This window comes from Lactobacillus sp. A27, from assembly GCF_016742815.1.
In the GTDB taxonomy this organism is placed as follows: Bacteria; Bacillota; Bacilli; order Lactobacillales; family Lactobacillaceae; genus Lactobacillus; species Lactobacillus gallinarum.
Genome location: NZ_JAEHNT010000018.1, coordinates 13,442 through 30,338 on the forward strand (window position 1 = coordinate 13,442; position 16,897 = coordinate 30,338).

17 protein-coding genes and 3 pseudogenes are annotated in these 16,897 nt (G+C 36.0%); 3 read left to right on the plus strand and 17 right to left on the minus strand.

Annotation, left to right across the window (positions count from 1 at the left end; translation table 11 throughout):
- Nucleotides 1-21 precede the first annotated feature (21 nt).
- On the minus strand, nucleotides 22-636 hold the full coding sequence (locus JEM49_RS03595; RefSeq protein WP_201873680.1) for an IS607 family transposase: 615 nt from the start codon (nucleotides 634-636) through the stop codon (nucleotides 22-24).
- 181 nt (nucleotides 637-817) lie between these two features.
- Here JEM49_RS03595 and JEM49_RS03600 point away from each other — a divergent pair, with 181 nt between their 5' ends.
- The gene (locus JEM49_RS03600) at nucleotides 818-1,126 is read left to right on the plus strand and encodes a PspC domain-containing protein (protein ID WP_201873682.1); all 309 of its coding nucleotides are present in this window, start codon (nucleotides 818-820) and stop codon (nucleotides 1,124-1,126) included.
- A 57-nt stretch (nucleotides 1,127-1,183) separates the two neighbouring features.
- On the opposite strand, the pseudogene JEM49_RS03605 reads toward JEM49_RS03600, so the two are convergent.
- The 3 genes and pseudogenes from JEM49_RS03605 to yidA form a co-directional block, all read right to left on the minus strand.
- Nucleotides 1,184-2,467: pseudogene (locus JEM49_RS03605) on the minus strand (phophatidylserine decarboxylase associated domain-containing protein).
- A gap of 133 nt (nucleotides 2,468-2,600) precedes the next feature.
- Nucleotides 2,601-2,858: a bacteriocin immunity protein gene (locus JEM49_RS03610; protein WP_025005511.1), complete on the minus strand. Its 258-nt coding sequence runs from the start codon at nucleotides 2,856-2,858 to the stop codon at nucleotides 2,601-2,603.
- 52 nt (nucleotides 2,859-2,910) lie between these two features.
- Nucleotides 2,911-3,726 carry a sugar-phosphatase gene (yidA, locus tag JEM49_RS03615; protein WP_201873684.1) on the minus strand — a complete coding sequence of 272 codons (816 nt, stop codon included), beginning with the start codon at nucleotides 3,724-3,726 and terminating at the stop codon, nucleotides 2,911-2,913.
- Between the two features lie 166 nt (nucleotides 3,727-3,892).
- Between yidA and JEM49_RS03620 the strand changes: the two genes are divergently transcribed.
- Nucleotides 3,893-4,087, plus strand: a complete 195-nt coding sequence (locus tag JEM49_RS03620; RefSeq protein WP_025005509.1) for a hypothetical protein — start codon at nucleotides 3,893-3,895, stop codon at nucleotides 4,085-4,087.
- A gap of 61 nt (nucleotides 4,088-4,148) precedes the next feature.
- Here JEM49_RS03620 and JEM49_RS03625 read toward each other — a convergent pair.
- The 9 genes and pseudogenes from JEM49_RS03625 to JEM49_RS03665 all read right to left on the minus strand — a co-directional run bounded on the left by JEM49_RS03625 (nucleotide 4,149) and on the right by JEM49_RS03665 (nucleotide 10,424).
- Nucleotides 4,149-4,794, minus strand: a pseudogene (locus JEM49_RS03625) (DsbA family oxidoreductase).
- A gap of 11 nt (nucleotides 4,795-4,805) precedes the next feature.
- Nucleotides 4,806-5,729: a thioredoxin-disulfide reductase gene (gene trxB / locus JEM49_RS03630; protein ID WP_025005507.1), complete on the minus strand. Its 924-nt coding sequence runs from the start codon at nucleotides 5,727-5,729 to the stop codon at nucleotides 4,806-4,808.
- 105 nt (nucleotides 5,730-5,834) lie between these two features.
- Nucleotides 5,835-6,485, minus strand: coding sequence for an ArsR/SmtB family transcription factor (locus JEM49_RS03635; RefSeq protein ID WP_025005506.1), 651 nt, complete (start codon nucleotides 6,483-6,485; stop codon nucleotides 5,835-5,837).
- Entirely contained in the window at nucleotides 6,475-6,846 is a 372-nt protein-coding gene (locus JEM49_RS03640) for a thioredoxin family protein (RefSeq protein WP_283598415.1), read from the minus strand. The genes JEM49_RS03635 and JEM49_RS03640 overlap by 11 nt, the downstream gene beginning before the upstream one ends.
- Entirely contained in the window at nucleotides 6,794-6,946 is a 153-nt protein-coding gene (locus tag JEM49_RS03645) for a hypothetical protein (RefSeq protein WP_087176718.1), read from the minus strand. The genes JEM49_RS03640 and JEM49_RS03645 overlap by 53 nt, the downstream gene beginning before the upstream one ends.
- Before the next feature lie 148 nt (nucleotides 6,947-7,094).
- Nucleotides 7,095-7,289, minus strand: a complete 195-nt coding sequence (locus JEM49_RS10455) for an LPXTG cell wall anchor domain-containing protein (RefSeq protein ID WP_242509754.1) — start codon at nucleotides 7,287-7,289, stop codon at nucleotides 7,095-7,097.
- Between the two features lie 267 nt (nucleotides 7,290-7,556).
- Nucleotides 7,557-9,128: a mucin-binding protein gene (locus tag JEM49_RS10725; RefSeq protein ID WP_342211667.1), complete on the minus strand. Its 1,572-nt coding sequence runs from the start codon at nucleotides 9,126-9,128 to the stop codon at nucleotides 7,557-7,559.
- Between the two features lie 57 nt (nucleotides 9,129-9,185).
- Nucleotides 9,186-9,590: a YSIRK-type signal peptide-containing protein gene (locus JEM49_RS03660; RefSeq protein WP_087176719.1), complete on the minus strand. Its 405-nt coding sequence runs from the start codon at nucleotides 9,588-9,590 to the stop codon at nucleotides 9,186-9,188.
- A gap of 420 nt (nucleotides 9,591-10,010) precedes the next feature.
- Entirely contained in the window at nucleotides 10,011-10,424 is a 414-nt protein-coding gene (locus JEM49_RS03665) for a cupin domain-containing protein (RefSeq protein ID WP_201873686.1), read from the minus strand.
- Between the two features lie 584 nt (nucleotides 10,425-11,008).
- Here JEM49_RS03665 and JEM49_RS03670 point away from each other — a divergent pair.
- A complete protein-coding gene (locus JEM49_RS03670) occupies nucleotides 11,009-11,845 on the plus strand; it encodes an Rpn family recombination-promoting nuclease/putative transposase (protein WP_242509755.1) in 837 nt (278 codons plus the stop codon).
- Nucleotides 11,846-11,914: 69 nt separating this feature from the next.
- Here JEM49_RS03670 and JEM49_RS10465 read toward each other — a convergent pair whose 3' ends face one another.
- The 4 genes and pseudogenes from JEM49_RS10465 to JEM49_RS03695 all read right to left on the minus strand — a co-directional run bounded on the left by JEM49_RS10465 (nucleotide 11,915) and on the right by JEM49_RS03695 (nucleotide 16,272).
- Entirely contained in the window at nucleotides 11,915-12,031 is a 117-nt protein-coding gene (locus tag JEM49_RS10465) for an SLAP domain-containing protein (protein WP_255404985.1), read from the minus strand.
- Between the two features lie 12 nt (nucleotides 12,032-12,043).
- Nucleotides 12,044-15,001: an SLAP domain-containing protein gene (locus JEM49_RS10470; RefSeq protein ID WP_242509758.1), complete on the minus strand. Its 2,958-nt coding sequence runs from the start codon at nucleotides 14,999-15,001 to the stop codon at nucleotides 12,044-12,046.
- A pseudogene (locus JEM49_RS03690) lies at nucleotides 14,984-15,976 on the minus strand (S8 family serine peptidase); the annotation flags it as partial. The gene JEM49_RS10470 and the pseudogene JEM49_RS03690, both read right to left, overlap by 18 nt.
- A gap of 65 nt (nucleotides 15,977-16,041) precedes the next feature.
- Complete coding sequence (locus tag JEM49_RS03695; protein ID WP_201873687.1) at nucleotides 16,042-16,272, minus strand: hypothetical protein; 231 nt, start codon at nucleotides 16,270-16,272, stop codon at nucleotides 16,042-16,044.
- Nucleotides 16,273-16,897: the final 625 nt, after the last annotated feature.

Sequence of the window (16,897 nt, forward strand, 5' to 3'; positions counted from 1 at the left end):
CTCCTTTTATAGATGCATCGCTTATTCTTTTAAATTAGGATCGTTCTTTATTTTGTTTTTATACCTTCTCAGTCCATAAAGACGGCATGAAAAAACATCAATAACGCTAATTAAGTCTTCCACTAGCTCCTTATCTGGCGAAGTATCCTCATTGTTTAAGACGATTATCTTACAGTCATGCCAAGCACAAAATTCTTGAAAGAACTTAAAGCCAAAACGGATAAAGCGATCTTCATAAGTAACGTAGATCTCTTTAATCTGATTTGCATCGATGTCTTTGATCAACTTAAGCCATTTAGGACGTTTATAGTTTAAGCCCGATCCAATATCTGAGATATATTCATCGGCGATAATGCCTCTAGCATTCAAGAATTGCCTTAAAAAAGCAACTTGATCTTTTAAATCGTCTTTTTGCCCATTGGAAGATACCCGCGCGTAAGCCACAATTTTGCGTTTATCAATGGGCTCGTTATGATCAAGGCCTAAATACTGATCAAGCTCTGATTGATAGTAAAATCGTCTGTTGTTAGCTGTTCGATGAGCTTTTAATTTTCCAGCTCGATCCCAGCTTTGAAGAGTGAACGGCGCTTTGCCAAGATAGGCAGCAGCTTCTTTTAAATACATAATTCTAGACATAAAAAAATCTCACCACCTTGTAGCGAGATTATAGCACACTTTATAACACTTAAGAAACACAATTACACATATATTTTTAAACTTGTTGAAACTCTTAAAATAGATCTGTAATTCTCTCTAGCACCGCCACTTGCTGTATAATTATACGTAAACAATAGCAAATAGAAATGAGGCTATTATTATGCAAAAAAGATTAACTAAATCACCTGATAAAATTTTAGCTGGTGTATTCGGTGGTATCGCTGACTACTTCGGCTTTGATCCAGCTTGGGTAAGAATTATCGGTGCAGCTGTAATTCTGTTCACTGGTATTTTCCCTGGCATCGCACTTTACATCATTGCCGCAATGGTAATGCCAGAACCTGGTGCATCATCACCTAAAGCTGAAAAACACGACACAGATTATCACACCGGTCGTCCTAACAGTATGGATGGTGATTTTACCAAAACAAATGATGAAAAAGAATCAGATTCTAAAGATAATGAATAACTAAAAAAGGCGAGGAAGTTGCTTAAAACAGTTTCCTCGCCTTTTTTAACATTAATTTTATTCTACACGTACAATGGCTTCACGTACTTTAATATTAGTCGTATCAAGACCTGGAGTTTGTCCATGCATATCAAAATCGAGCTTAACTTCTGGTCTAAATAGCAAAACGTGAGTTGACCCACCAAAGTGGAACATCCCTAACTGATCGCCTTTGTTAACATGTTGACCAATCCGCACGGTAATTTCATTGTTAGAAACATCACCCATGCCGACAGCAACAAAACACATCAAACCAATCTTAGGATTATCAGCCTGAATGAAGATCACTGCTCTAGTAGCAGTCGATGTCAAGAATGCCTGAGAATTATTTGCGGCAACCTTATCAGGACCATTTGGATTTTCAAATCCTTGTGCCAAAGCTTCACCATAATAAGTACCATCTAAATTATATGCTTTAACGATTTTACCACTAACTGGGCTGTTCCAGCGGTGATAACTAAGAGCACTTAAGAATGCCTGATACAATGTACCGCCTTCAAACTTTGATGTCCACGGATCATTGTGCAACAAATCAATCAATGAATATGGCTGTCCCTTAATCCAGAACTTAGCTTTAAGTGGTACATCATGCGCAATACGGAATGGGGCAGATTCACAGGCGTTAGCAATCACGTCATCGTCATCTGGGGATGCTACAGGTCTAATACCTGGCTTAAACTTACGAGTAAAGAAATCATCCCATGAAGTATAACCTAATTTTTGTTTAACATCTGTTGAACGCACAGCAAATAAGTCCACGAAATTATCTCCGCCTGCTTCTTTAGCCATTTCATTTAAAGCATACGGTGAAAGCCAGCCTTTATCTGAAGTATTCAGAACATAACTAGACTCTTCACTTTGTAAATACCGACCTCAGTAATCCAAAATATTTTTCATCTTCGCATTAACACGTGGATCGTTAAATAAAACATAACCGGCACGAGTTCCCATTGAATAATCAAGTACGGCATTAATTGGTGTACCAACCAAGCCAGTCGTATTAAATTCCGGAGCACGTTGAATTAGCCGATTAAGCACTAATAAAAGTTCGTGATAGTCTCGAACCTGCGGTGTTCCTGCAGGTGTATCAACATCTTTCTGAGGAATTTCATCAAACATCATCTGAAACAAATTCCAAATATAACGATTTGATTCAATCAATTCTTTTAAAGCTTGAACCGGTGGAAGCAAATTCTTATTTTCTTCGCTCTTTGCTTCTTCATAAACCTTTTTTACCCATTTATTTTCAAATTCTTGATCGCTGGGAAGCCATTTTCCAACGTTAAATTTATGTCTTGTCATAATAGGCCACTATTTCTACTAAAATAATACTCTGTTACTTTTAGTATAGCCTTTTTGTATTCGCTTACATTCAAATGACTCTAAAACCAAAAATACCCCATTAATGCAAAGCTACTGCACTATGGGGTATTTTTTAAATTCCAGATAATTTTTGCATTTCTTCATGCAAATCTAAAATACTGTCAGGTGTATCATCACCGTGGCTAATAATATATCCTGCTAAAGCCTTATCAAGTGCTAAAGCTACTTCTTGCATCGGCTTACCAGCAGCCCTTCTGCCATAAGCTGTCCGCACAATTTCCATCAATTCGGGATTTTTCTTTACTTCCTCATCATGATTAACAATATATTCAATTTTATCTCTAATAATTCTTTCTTCATCTTGAGCCATAAGCGAGACCTTCTTTCTAACTCTATTATAGAGCTATCCGTATCCGCTTACACTATAAAATATTTTTAATTGCTTGAGCAACTCCATCATGATCATTATCAGCAGTTACCACATCCGCAGTTTTTTTAACTAAATCAGTACCATTCCCCATTGCAACACCAGTTTCAGCGTACTCAATCATGCTCAGATCATTAGCTTCATCCCCAATTGCCATTACGTTATCTTGAGTCAATCCTAATTTTTCTGTCAATGCCTTTAAAGCTGTTCCCTTATTGACACCTTTACGATTAACTTCAAGATAAAATGGCGTACTTTTAACTACCATATATTCCTTAGCTAATTGGTCAAAATCAGCTTGATACTTGGCCATTGCTGCGCTCAAAACATCAGGATCATCGACATACATGCATTTATAAATCTTTTTATCAGCCATTTCTTCCTGGGTACGATATTTAATACCAATACTACACAATACAGATTCATGTACAGTATATTTACCAATATTACGATTAGCAGTATAAACGCAATCATCGCTACTAACATGAAAATGTAAATTAGTTTTTCTTGCTAATGCTTCAATTCTAATATAGTCATCATATGATAAAGTTTCTTCAATTAAACCGTGGCCAGTTGTAGTTTCAACCAAAGCACCCCCAAAGCTGATGATGTATTGATCATCTTGCTCATCAAGACCTAACGGTTCAAGATATTCACGTGCCCCAGCAAGTGGCCGGCCGGTGCAAATAACCACCTTTTTTCCTACAGCACTTGCTTGTTTAATGGTAGAAATTACACCTGGTGTCAATTTGCGCTCACTATTTAATAAGGTCCCATCTATGTCAATTGCAATTAATTTAATATCCTTCATATTTTCCTCGTGTATATTTCTATTAATTTTCAATTCATCGATCATAAATCTAACTTTAATTCTATCATTTATATTTTTTCAATCATTGAAAAAAATTTGCCAACTTTTTGCGTATTAAATTGATGCCATTATAATAAATGCTAAAGGAAAATAGAAGGACAAGATTATGGACTACGAGACAAGACTTTTAGAAGAAAAACAAGAAGGTAAAGAAGAAGCTACTATTAGTGGACTTAAAAAGCTAATTTCTGCTTTAAGAGACTTTGGTGGAACTAATCAGCAAATTTTACATCGATTAGAGGCTGATTACGGTGATCAATTCACTAAGAAGGAATTAGAAAACTTCATGAAACAAGCTTAACCGATTATTTGCCAAACAAAAAGTCGTTACTCACTACAGAGCAACGACTTTTATTATTAGCTTACTTTTCTTCTGCTTTAACTTTTTCTAATGCTTGCACAAATACTTCATATGGTTGTGCACCGCTGATTGCATATTTATTGTTGATTACAAAGAATGGTGCACCTTGGATACCTAAGTGCTTCAACTTCATCCCCTACAACTTGGCGTTCATATTGATCAGAAGCAAGAATTTTTTCTACTTCATCCTTATCAAGACCTGCTTCAACTGTAGCTGCTGTCAACACGTCTTTATCCGCAATTGACTTACCATCAGTGAAGTATACTTTGTAAAAACGACTGATTACTCTTTCTACCAAGTCACGATCATTTTTACTCTCAGCTAACTTGATCAAACGATGAGCATCCATTGTATTAGTAGGTACAACTTTATCCAAATGAAATTCTAAGCCCTCACCAGCAGCCATTTGGATAATGTAAGCCATCTTTTGTTTAGCATCTGCTTCGAGTTCTTTTTTACCACCAGTAAAGTGATTGATATAATCTCCACTCTTAGCAGTCTCAGCTTCCATTGGATTTAATTGAAATGACTTAAGCTCCAACTTAGTATCATCATAAATGCCAACTTCCTTCATTGCCTTTTTCATTCTAGTAGAACCAATATAGCAAAATGGGCATGCAATATCTGACCAGTATTTGATTTTCATCTTTTTCCTCATTAGTCTGATAATTCACTAATGTATTCAAAGGCGTTTTGACCGGCAATACCACCTTCACCAACTGCTGTAACAATCTGACGTAACTTCTTTTGACGAACGTCACCAATTGCATAAACGCCAGGCACAGTAGTTTCCATTTCATCATTAGTAATAATCCAACCTTGATCATCAGTAATCTCTAAATCTTTGAATGGTTCACTATTTGGCACATTACCAATGTAGATGAAGATACCTGAAGCATCAATTACCTTATCTTCATCAGTCTTCTTATTGTGAACCTTGATGCCAGTAACTTTATTTTCATCACCAACAATTTCAACTGGAACACTATCCCAAGTAAATTCCATCTTAGGATTATTAAAAGCACGTGTTTGTAAAACCTTTTCAGCACGAAGTTGATCACGACGGTGAATTACATCAACATCCTTGGCTAAGTTTGCTAGGTAAAGACCTTCAGAAATAGCGGAATCACCACCACCAACTACAGCCACATTTTCATCTTTGAAAAATGCACCGTCGCAGACAGCACAGTAGGAAACACCTTTACCGCTATATTCTTCTTCGCCAGGAATGCCAAGCTTACGATTGGTTGAACCAGTTGCAATAATTACTGCCTTGGCTGTAATGTCTTCTGGATCCATTCTAACAATGCGCTTTTGACCATCTAATTCAATTTTTTGCACATCGCCGTAGACGAATTCAACGCCTTGATCCGTTGCACTCTTATACATCTTTTCACCCAATTCTGGTCCCATAATTGATGGAAAACCTGGGTAATTCTCAACCTCAGCAGTGTTGTTCATTTGACCACCATAAACACCACGATCAATCATTGCAACCTTCAAGTTAGCTCTAGCTCCATAAAGAGCAGCTGTCATACCACCAGGACCTGCACCAATTACAGCTAAATCGTATTCTTTCATCGTTATTACCTCGCTAAGTTTTAATATTCTATAAATTCGTTGAACTATAATTATATAGTATCACTAACTTTTTGTAAGTCAACTATTTAATTCAAAAGCTTGTATCTAATTTTTGGCTTTTTCCTTTTGCCATTCTGTCATACTATGGTTAAAAACACTAACATGCGTATAGCCTCTAGCTTTTAATTCATTGCCAACCAGATTTGCATAACCGCAAAGTCGACCACGACAATAAACCATTACTTCTTGATTAGGACTAAAGGGTAGATTAGTAAAATCAATTTCATTAAATGGAATATTATGAGCTCCCGATAAATGTACATTATTGAATTCATCGGTCGGACGTAAATCTAAAACGTAAGTTGTAGCGCTATCCTGATTTGATAGATCCGCTATTTCAGTTTGCGGCAAAGTATCATATGTTTTTTCAAGGCATCTCATTTCTGGCAATGTTTTTTCTGCTAAAGTCGTCAAAAGCATTAACAGTTGACTTACTTGCTCATTTGCCAACGCATAAAAGACAAAGTTCTTGCTTTTTTCTTCCTTAACTAAATTTACTTGCTTTAATATTTGTAAATTCTTAGAGGTTGTGCCCACGCTAATATTGATTGCCTTTGAAATTTCCTCTACGGACTTAGAGCCTTGATCTAAAATAAAAATAATCTTTAAACGTGTCAGATTGCTGACGGCTTTCCCAATGCGCAACACTTGATCAAAAGCCCTATCTTGATAGGCAATTGCTAGTTTATCTTGCATGCTCCTTCACCTCTTTCGATTTTAACGAACTAAAATAGTAATTAAATAACGTCTTAAACTGGTTAAAATTTAAAAACTTACTAAACTGATCAACCTTTTTTCCATTTTTGATCAAAACAATGCTGGGAGCTGACCATACCTCAAATTTTTGGGCTAATTCTGGTTTTTCATTGACATTTATTTCATAGAAAGGAACCACATCGCCAACTATTTGAGTGAAATCTTTTACAACATTTGTTTCACCGTAACATTGAGCACACCAATCATTGTCAAAATATAAAACAGCATTATCTGGGATAGTATTCAGACTATTTTTGATCATCTTTGGTATTTTTCTTTGCCTTGCTCCAGTCAATTTCACAGCCATCTGGACCACAAACGCCCGCACTTAAATTATCATTATCATTAAGTGATGCAAATGCTGATTGTAATTTTTCCTTATCTTGTTTCTTTTCAGTCATTTTATTTTCTCCTTAAGTATTCTACGTTTTCGTTTAATTCTATAGTTATCATATCACTTACTTTTTATAAATCAATATTTTCACACAAAAAAAGAGCGATGCACATGCATCGCCCTTCATATAGGGAAAAGGTATCTAAGATGTTGATTTAATTCGTGTGACGTCTCTTCACACCGACCAAACCAACAAGGCCGATGGCTACAACAGCGCCACCTAAGGCAGCTGCAGCTACACCTTCACTCTGATTTTCACCAGTTTGTAGCAAAGTGTAGTGAATTTTACCGTTTGCATCAATGTAACCAACTACATTGCCGTTGCGGTCAAGTACTTCACCGTTTGGCATAATAGTTTCGCCATTTGGTCCTGGAGTGCCTTGACCATGAGGGCCGAAGTTGTTGTAGTAACCATTTTGACCATGAGGAGCATAGTTGTTCGACCAGTTATTTGCTGGCTTTGGAGCTGGCGTATGCTTCTTATTCTTGTGGTGACGACGTGGTGTTGGTACATCAGGTTCGTCTGATTCATCAGGCTCTGGCTCATCTGGTTCAGGAACATCAGGCTCTGGAGTCTTATCCTTTTCAGGAGTCTTTGGAGTTTCAGGCTTCTTAGGTTAAGGCTGTGGAGTTGGTGTTGGTGCTGGAATTGGGTTTGGACTATCCGGTGGAACTACTGGAGTTTCATTCTTAGTGTAAGTTACAGTAACATTAATGTCGTCCATAGTTACTGGAGTTGAAGGTACGGTTTCCTTATCTGGAGTGTAGTCATCAACTTTTGGAGATGGAACTGCCTTATAATCGGTTTCACTTGGGGTCCAAGGAGTATCATATTTACCATTTGGAACAAGTTTGCCAGTTACATTGTCCTTAGTTAAATGACGAGTCCAAGTTGCGTTTTGAACATTATCATTTGGAGTCTTGTCACCTGCACCAGTATAATGAACAGTTTCCTTAACATTCTTAGTAACTTCATTAGGATCTACATCGTGAGGATCATCAGGCGTTACTGGGCTGTAAGTGTGTTTAAGGTGTACTTCATACTTTTGTGGTTCTTTAGTGAAAGTTACACCAAATTTAGGATAATCATCGCTAACCAGCTTATAACCCTTATCTGTATAATCCTCAATTGTAGGAGCTGTTGAGTAATCACTCTTTTCACCAACTTCACCTGAAAGATCCTTGGTTTCAAGAGTTTTATCAGCAGTATCATCGATGTACTTAACTGTTACTGAACCTTTTTCTGCTTCCTTCTTATAAACTACAACTGTTTCATAATTTTCAGGAATACCAGTTACGCCATTATTCTTGTAAGCATCAGTTAACTCACCGTCTTTTACAACAGCATCTGGATTAATCTTTAATTTAGCTTGAACTTCAGAACCATCGGCGCCTTGAGTTACGCCAGGAGCATTAGTTGACTTAATAGTTGCAGTGTAACCATCAAGTTTAGGAGATTCTACTGCAGCATATGGATCTGTCACTGGATTACCAGCTGCGTCTGTCATCTTCCAACCAGAATCCTGACTTACTGCTTGGCTGTGTTTAATGTATTCCAAAGTTTGATCAGACGTATGTGAAAGAGCATAGTTCTTAATGTCGTCTAACTTATCTTTAGTAATATCAGGAGTCAAATTACCATTGTTAACAATACTATTTTGACCCAAGCTTAAAGTCGCGCCATCAACACCTTCAATAGTTAAATTACCGATAACATTCAAATTATCTGAAGCGGTAATATTACCCTTTATTTTAACGCTCTTATCACCTGCACCGGCTGCTTGTCTAACAGCATCCCAAGTAGTTACAGGCTTGCTCTCATTCTTAGGATTAGTGTTAATATTCTGGTTTTCAGTACCCTCATTAGCTACTGCCAAACTAGTATTGAACAACTTAGCTAAGTTAGCTGAGCCTTCCTTTGAGAGGCCTTGTAATGCAGCATCATCCAAATTGAAGTTTACAGTTTCAGCTTGCTTTTCATCTGCAGCCTTACCCAATTTTCCGGCATCAGAAACAACAGCATCTTTATTCAAGTCGCTGTTATTAATCTTATTTATACCAGCTGTTTCTGACACAACTGCAGAATCAGCAGCTTTTTGGGCATCTTTAACAGTTTGTTCAACCTTATCTGCTTGAGTATTCTTAGCAACAGAATTTTCCTTAAGCGTATCTTTAACACCATTTTGCACCTTGGTGTTATTATTAGGTTTAACAGTAGAGGCGTCAACTTTATTTTGTTCTAATTTTTAAGTATCTACTGTTGCAGCAATCTTATTTGTATTATTCTTAATCTCAGCTGTCTCATTATTCGTTTTATCATTTGAAGCAGCTTTATCATTGCTCTCATCCAAATTACTCTGTTCGATTGCTGAATTTTCTGAAACAGATGATGTATTGTTGTCACCAGCAACAGTATTATCATCTGTTTTTGTTTGTTCAACTACAACTTTTTCAGCTGTACTTGTACCGTTATCAGCTTGAGTATCGCTTGCTTCATGTGCTTCAGGTTCAGTATTGCCATCAGCCACATCAGCATGTGCAGTGCTTGCGTTAGTACCTAACCAAAGTGTAGTTCCAAGCAAAACGGAAGCAGCACCTACAGTCAATTTTCTAATTGCGAAGTGTTGCCGTCTATCTGCAGCGTTTTCCATTTTCTTAATACGGTTATTCTTAGATACAATATCAAAAACCCCCTAATATTCCTTATTAATTAAATTTCACACGCATTGCGCTTTCTTTATACATCTTGTTCTCATTAAAAATAACGTATGCTTTTTATTCAACAACCATGTACTAGCACATTTTATGTAAATTGCAAAAGTTTTTTAGTTATTTAAACGTAACTTTTATTATCAGTTAATAATATATTGCTTTAATTTTGCTACTGATTATTACGCTAGCTTTGTAGTTCTAGTGCTGGTTTAGAGGCATTTTTAAAAAGATAGTCTGCTTTACTTGTAATGGCTTAAAAATTATTTTCTAAAAATATCGCTATTATTTAACGTACTTTTTCTAACAAAAAAATGACCCAATCCAAACGATTTGATCATTCAATATACGTGCATATTTAATTATTTCAAATTATTATAGTAATCTTCATCAACCGGCTCAAGCCAAGTGGACTTTGCCTTGTCAGTATCAGTCATGATTGAAAGGTGCGCAAACCATGAATCCTTCGCTGCACCATGCCAATGCTTAGTGTTAGGGGCAACAACATAAACATCACCAGGTGTCATCTTATGAGCTGGCTTACCTTCTTCTTGAACCCAGCCCTCACCTGCAACGCAAACCAAAGTTTGAGCAACAGTGTGCATATGCCAATGATTGATGCATCCCGGTTCAAATGAAACATTTGAAATACTACAGTTAGCCCTATTAGCAAGTGGATTCAAATAACTCTCACCAGTAAAATATTTCGCATAAGCTGTGTTAGGTTCGCCAAAACCAAATGAACAATTCTTTACTTCTTCTTCGTTTCTAGCCATTTTTATTTCTCCTTTGCTCAACTCAATTACATTGTATGCTTAGAAATTAAGCTTGAGAAATATCTATAATTACTGGCTAGCTATAACTTTTACTTATGCAAAATGCTATAATGGACTTCCTTGGCAGGGGCGACAAAGACGATTTCCGAAAGATTTCGTCTTTTTTCTCCTTTTCGAATGTAAGCGCTTTATTTTTATGTAATTCTATGCTAAAGTAAAAATTGTAAAGATAAAGAGTATGAATAAGATAAATATCCAATTATTTATCTCCAAACTAAGGGGATGGCAATTATGACTACAGTTATTGGAATTACATTTTTGGCACTTGAATTGCTCGGTGTATTTATTTTATCAGCAGTTTCACCAAATTGATTTTTGGCTTTTAAGACTCCTAAAATTATTAATATCACTCAAAAACTACTAGACTCTCAGACGGATCTAATAGTTTTTCTATTATTTTAACTTTTCAAAAAAATTTTGCCTGTTTTTTGTGTATTAAATAGTAGAGGGCTCTGCCCTACTCTACAGAAAGCAGGTGTGCTACGAAAGAAACACCTAAAGTAATCAAACCGTGGTATGGCTTCTTGGAAGATCAGGTCTTCGGTGAAATCATATCAGACAAGAAAATTTGCAAGTATATTTTTGAAACCATCTTGTCTTTCAAGATCAAAGAAATCTACTATCCGGAAAAACAAAAAGAAGTCAAGGATCCTAAACATCGTGAGCGTAAAGATGTAATCTTCGACATACTGGTCGAAGATTACGAGCACAACCCTTACGATGTAGAAGCTCAAACTACCGATAAGAAAGACCTTGGCTGGCGAATGCGGTATTACGCGGCTAAAATGGATCAACGCTATACTCTCGATAAAGGCAAGACCTATCGCAACATGAAAAAGGCCTATTTGATTTTCTTATCCAACTTCGATCCTGAAGGTGAAGGACGGATCAAATACACTTACCATACTTATGAAGATCACAACAAGTCTAAGCAATTTCAGGACGGACTAGAAAAAATTATAATTAATGGCAAAGGAATTCCTAATGGTGAAAATGCAGATCAGGTAGGCTTAGTTAACCTGATTAATGACCGACCTGTCCACTTGAATGCCATTTTTGATGAAATTCAAACGCGAATCAAGGACATGAACGAAGATCCAGAATGGAGGGATAAAATGATCGACTATGAAACTAGAATGCTTGAAAAAGAGCAAGAAGCAGAAGAAAAAGGTATGCAAAAGGGTATGCAACAAGGTATGCAAAGAGGCATAGCTAGCGCTACTGTTTCCGGCATAAAAAAGTTAATCGCTGCTTTAAAAGATTTCGGCGGCAATGATGAACAAATCTTAAATCGCTTAGAGAAGGATTACGGTGATCAATTCTCCATTGATGAATTGAAAGACTTCATGAAACAAGCTTAAATTTTTACAAATCAATCTAGTCAAAAAGCCAGGCAAAATTTGCCTGGCTTTTCGTATCTAAATCTATTTCTACTTGAGCTTATCAGCATCTAGGGCTGTTTTGATCTCTACTTTTGCAGCCTTATTTGCACGAACATATCTGTTCTTTCCTACTCTGTAATATTTCTTACCATGGATTTTAACTATCTTGGCATCATTTCATGCCCAGTAGCATTTACCCTTAGTCAAAGTAATATGTTTCTTAAGTAACTTACCGTTTTTATCATATAAACGTGCTCTGTAATGTTTTATCTTGATTGCTTTAACGGTTTGTAAGTTAGCTACCTTGATAAACTTACCGTTGGCTAAGCGACAGAACTTTTTACCATTAATTCTGAATTCTTCGCCATTGTTCCAAACGTAAACAAACTTACCATGCTTTACAACGGTCAACTTATGCTTCTTACCAGTTGCTTTACCATTAGCATCGTAAAGGTATGAGTTGTGAACTACAAGTTTCTTAAGCAAAGTGTTGAACAACTTCACATACTTGTTATCACCGACTTGAACGTACTTCTTGCCTGCCAAGGTAGTGATTTGACCCTTGTGCCATGCAGAAATAGTATTGCCCTTTTCAAGCAAAGTATTCTTGCCGTCTGTAATTACAACATTGCCGTCACCATCATAGACGAAGGCGTTGTGAGTTAAGATTAGGGTGATGGTGTCTGTTGAAACTTCAGTATCACTAGAATTATTAGTTGGAATTACAACACGTGGCTTACTAATTGGTTGTTCTGAAGTAGTTGGCATATCAATACCTGACGTAATCTCAGGTTGCCCCGTGTAATTAGGATCATAATGTACATTGAATTTCTTCTTAGTGACATTACCTACTTGATCCACTACCTTAATTGTAATGATATGATCACTTGGCTGACCATTATTGTCATCTAAATTAACATCATAGTTAATGTTATATGGTCCGTATGGATTAAGTGATTGGCCAGATTCTGGATAACTATTAACTTGCCTGGTATTTCTTTGAGTAAATATATTATTACCGTCTATTATGACAGAATAGCCACTCATATTATCATTAGCAGTACCTAAAATATGCAAAACTGGTTGATTAGTGATAGTTGGCAATTCAACATTCAAAGTTGTAGTTTCAAAATCCACTATTGCTCCAATTACACCACGGTATTTTTCTCCGTCTTTAGTAGTATAAATATACTGTATTGCCTTCTGACCAGTTTTAGGTTCCTTAAAAGTAAATTTAAAATTACCATCCTTATCAAATTTGATTAAATTAGCTGGATCATTTTCAGAATTACCCTGCACAACTGCAATTAAACTAGCAACTTTATCTGGATCAACAGATCCTGTAACATTCCAGTTACCTGTTAATGGGTCATATCCATCTTCTTTAGCATCATCTATATTAGTAAAATCAATTTCATTCTTTTCAAAATGATCAAAGCTAATATTGCATAGGTCCTCTGAGTCAATTTTTCCTGGATTTGAATTGTCGGAATCATCTGAATCATTAGTTTCGGCTGCTGGAGAATCTGGATCCACATCTGTTACCTTGAAAGTATATAACTCATTCTTTCCAGCTTCATCAGAAGTAAATACGATCTTTCCTGAAGTAACATCAATTGGAACCGCATATTGACCATTAACTACCTGCACTAATTTACCATTAATGTAGAAATTATGATTAGCCGCACCTCTTAAAGTGTAAGTGTCGACTTTTTTATTTTCATGATAATCAGCACTGTTGGTATCAAATGGCATACCAGTAATTGCATTCCAAACACTAACTTCAGCTTTACCTGCAACTGGTGCAATATTCCTAGTTTCACTAGCCGTATTATCTGCAGCATCACTCACAGCTATAGTAATTTTATTTTGAGTATTTGCTAAAGCTGCGAGTTCCTCAGCATCCAATTTAACAGTGAAATGACCTTTAGTTTTATCATCATTGTCAAACTGATTTTGGCCTTCATTTAATTTGAAACCGAAAACTTTATCATTAATAGTAACAGTACCATATGAATAATCAGTGAAGCCAACACCAGTATCTTCATAGCTACCAGTTAGAGTATTAGTTTGAGTATCATAATTGAAACTCTTAAATACAGGCTTAGTCGTATCAATGATAATTGGCATATCATGAGTTTGAACTTGATGAGGTCCCTTATTATAAAGTGTTGCTATGAAGCGATAAGTATATTGACCATCTGGCGCTACTTCCATTTTGCCGGTCTTTTTATTGTAAACTTTACCGTCCCATTTATACTCATCTGTACTTACCGTAGTTTCAGAGCTGTGATTGTCATAATATGATTTAGCTACGTCTTTTGCATCAGTAACTACTCGTATTACTTCACCCTTGTCATTAAGGACTTCAATCTTAAGATCCTTGATCTTTTGTTTTAAGTACATAAATGGTAATACATAATCACTCTCATTATCATCATTAGGTGAAAATGCAACTTTACCACTATCATAAACTTGAGTAGCTTGTTGCCATTTATAATCGGCATTATCTTGTTTTTTCTGCTTAACAAATTGCTTTAATGAATATTCATCGGCAATACCACGTGGATAATTATCTTCATTAGTAAGACGGTTGCCTAAAATATCAGTATCGTCTTCATTAGCGTTTTTATCAAAGACGTGCTCATTAGTCATATCACCATAATAACCAAGATATGGTACAAAAAGATCTACCTGACCGTTGTTACCTGCAAAATGCAAATATCCTTCAACTAATTGATTCTTTTGCAAACCAGTCAGCTTTAAAGTATAGGCAAATTTAGCAGTTGAATTTGGAGCAATAGTAATACTATTTTCTCCATCAACACGTGCACCTGCTAATTGGACATCACTAAACAATCCAGTATCTGGATCACGATCTTCAGTATATCCTCCACCCAAATCATCAAAGGTATAAGTTTGTTCCTTGTCACTTAAATTATGGAAAGTTAAGTTGAAATTAGTTGAATCTTGAATATTGTGTAAGCTAAGTGAACTAGTTCCATCATCGGCAGTAATATAAACTGGTGATGATGTTGCTGCACCAGCATTAATTTGACCAGCACCTTGTCTACGAGGAGACACAATAGCAGAATTATCACTATTTACGTCTAACTGTGGATTAGCAGTACTCATTATCAAGCCCTTCACTGCTTGAACTAAAGCTACACCATGTAAATTAGGATTGGTCTTTTTTAGTCGCTGAATAACTAAAGCAGCTACACCTGAATTAAATGGTGTTGCCATTGAAGTACCATCCATCTTAACGTATTTATTATCATTTCCTGTTGAAATAATATCCACACCCGGAGCTGATACATCTGGCTTTAAAGTATAATCAGGAAGTGGTCCCTAAGAAGTAAAATCTGCCATGTCACTGTCTTCATCTTGTTCTGATTTTTCAGCCGCTACAGTAATGGCGTCTGGAGAGTCAGCAGGATCACCAATATCACCTGAACTAAATGGCTTGTAATTACCTAAATTGGAATTAGGATAATAGTCATCCTTATCAGAAACATTATTTGATGCAGAATTACCATCGTTGGAAGCAGAAACGGAAATAACAACCCCATGATCAACAGCATAACGAATTGCTCTTTGATCGGCGTTATTCAAGTTGGGCACATTAGGTGCACTATTAAGAGATAGTGAAATTACATCAGCTCCAGCATTAACTGCATCATAGATCGCTTCGGCTACATCACCCGTAGTTCCATCATCACTAAAATACTTTAAGAACAATAGTTGAGCTTCTGGTGCTACTCCAACAACATATTCACCATTTTTATTATCGGGCTGACCATTAGCAGCAATAATTCCGGATACATGTTGGCCGTGAGAGCCATCTTTTACTGCATCTTGGTTATTTTCTTTAATTTGATCATCATCACCTGTGATCATGTTATGCACATAAGGAAACTTAGGACTTACGTAACGACCATGACCTAACTTCTTGATGATCTTTTCCATGTCTTCTTTAGAAAACTTAGGATTAGTAGGTGCAGTTTGGAAATCTTTATGACTTGGATCTGCTCCAGAGTCAATTACAGCTACAGCAATGCCTTCACCTTTATAACCTTGGTCCCATGCATCTTGAACGTTGCCTTTAATATGATCAGGTGTATTTACAGGTTGATTTTGACTTTCATAATAACCTTTATCAGTATCATCATCACCTACCGGTTGATCTGGTGTATCTTGATCAGTTTGATCATCTCGTCTTCACCCTGCGTAGGTTGTTTTACTTGTTTTTGCTGTGCTTGATCAGTTTGCTTATTAGTCTCAACTTGTTCTGTCTTCACACCAGCCTCAGCTTCAGCTGCTTGCGCTTTTCCAGTTGGCACAAACAAAACCACTGAACCTGAGGCTAACGCGATAACAGCGGCAGCAGTCCACTTATTCTTCATTCTGCCAAAATTAGTAGCACTTTTTTGCCGTGCTCTAACTCCAATTTCTTTTTAGCAGAAAAAACATAAGAATAATCTACCGAGTTATAGTTATCTTTTCCTTTCATTTAAATTCCTCCAATAATTTTTTAATATTCATGACTTAATGTCCATCATTTTAGCATAAAGTAATAAAAAATAGATTTGTATATTTGACCAATTATAGTCAAAAAGACGTTCATTTGTCTATTTATATAGAATAAAAAAGACATACTATAATCTAATATAAATGCATTAATAAACTAACATTAATCTCAATAGAAGATTGATCGATCACCATGAATAAATATTTGACTACTTAAGCCTCAAAAATTTAAATCCAGATGTTCTAATAGGCATCTGGATTTTTTATAACAAAAATTTTTGTTTTTTTATTTTTGCGATTTTTCTAGTCAAAACTTAGCATAAAAGTTATTATAGCAAGCTTTTGCACCATCTATTTTCTTTTTAAAAAAAGTTTTATTTTACCCTTGTATTATATAACTAATGTTATATAATACAAATGTAAGGAATGAGGGAACGAAAAGTTCCAACAAGTTAAAGTGATTTAGAAAATAGAGGTATTCATTATGTTAGACTCAAAGAA

Bases quoted from the DNA above. Each gene is read 5' to 3' on its own strand.
- JEM49_RS03620 (WP_025005509.1), top strand. From the start codon at position 3,893: ATGGACTACGAGACAAGACTTTTAGAAGAAAAACAAGAAGGTAAAGAA.
- trxB (WP_025005507.1), bottom strand. From the start codon at position 5,729: ATGAAAGAATACGATTTAGCTGTAATTGGTGCAGGTCCTGGTGGTATG.
- yidA (WP_201873684.1), bottom strand. From the start codon at position 3,726: ATGAAGGATATTAAATTAATTGCAATTGACATAGATGGGACCTTATTA.
- JEM49_RS10455 (WP_242509754.1), bottom strand. From the start codon at position 7,289: ATGCCAAACGGTGAAGTACTTGACCGCAACGGCAATGTAGTTGGTTAC.
- JEM49_RS03610 (WP_025005511.1), bottom strand. From the start codon at position 2,858: ATGGCTCAAGATGAAGAAAGAATTATTAGAGATAAAATTGAATATATT.
- JEM49_RS03665 (WP_201873686.1), bottom strand. From the start codon at position 10,424: ATGGCTAGAAACGAAGAAGAAGTAAAGAATTGTTCATTTGGTTTTGGC.
- JEM49_RS03595 (WP_201873680.1), bottom strand. From the start codon at position 636: ATGTCTAGAATTATGTATTTAAAAGAAGCTGCTGCCTATCTTGGCAAA.
- JEM49_RS03695 (WP_201873687.1), bottom strand. From the start codon at position 16,272: ATGAAGAATAAGTGGACTGCTGCCGCTGTTATCGCGTTAGCCTCAGGT.
- JEM49_RS03635 (WP_025005506.1), bottom strand. From the start codon at position 6,485: ATGCAAGATAAACTAGCAATTGCCTATCAAGATAGGGCTTTTGATCAA.
- JEM49_RS03645 (WP_087176718.1), bottom strand. From the start codon at position 6,946: ATGACTGAAAAGAAACAAGATAAGGAAAAATTACAATCAGCATTTGCA.
- JEM49_RS03600 (WP_201873682.1), top strand. From the start codon at position 818: ATGCAAAAAAGATTAACTAAATCACCTGATAAAATTTTAGCTGGTGTA.
- JEM49_RS10470 (WP_242509758.1), bottom strand. From the start codon at position 15,001: ATGAGTACTGCTAATCCACAGTTAGACGTAAATAGTGATAATTCTGCT.
- JEM49_RS03660 (WP_087176719.1), bottom strand. From the start codon at position 9,590: ATGGAAAACGCTGCAGATAGACGGCAACACTTCGCAATTAGAAAATTG.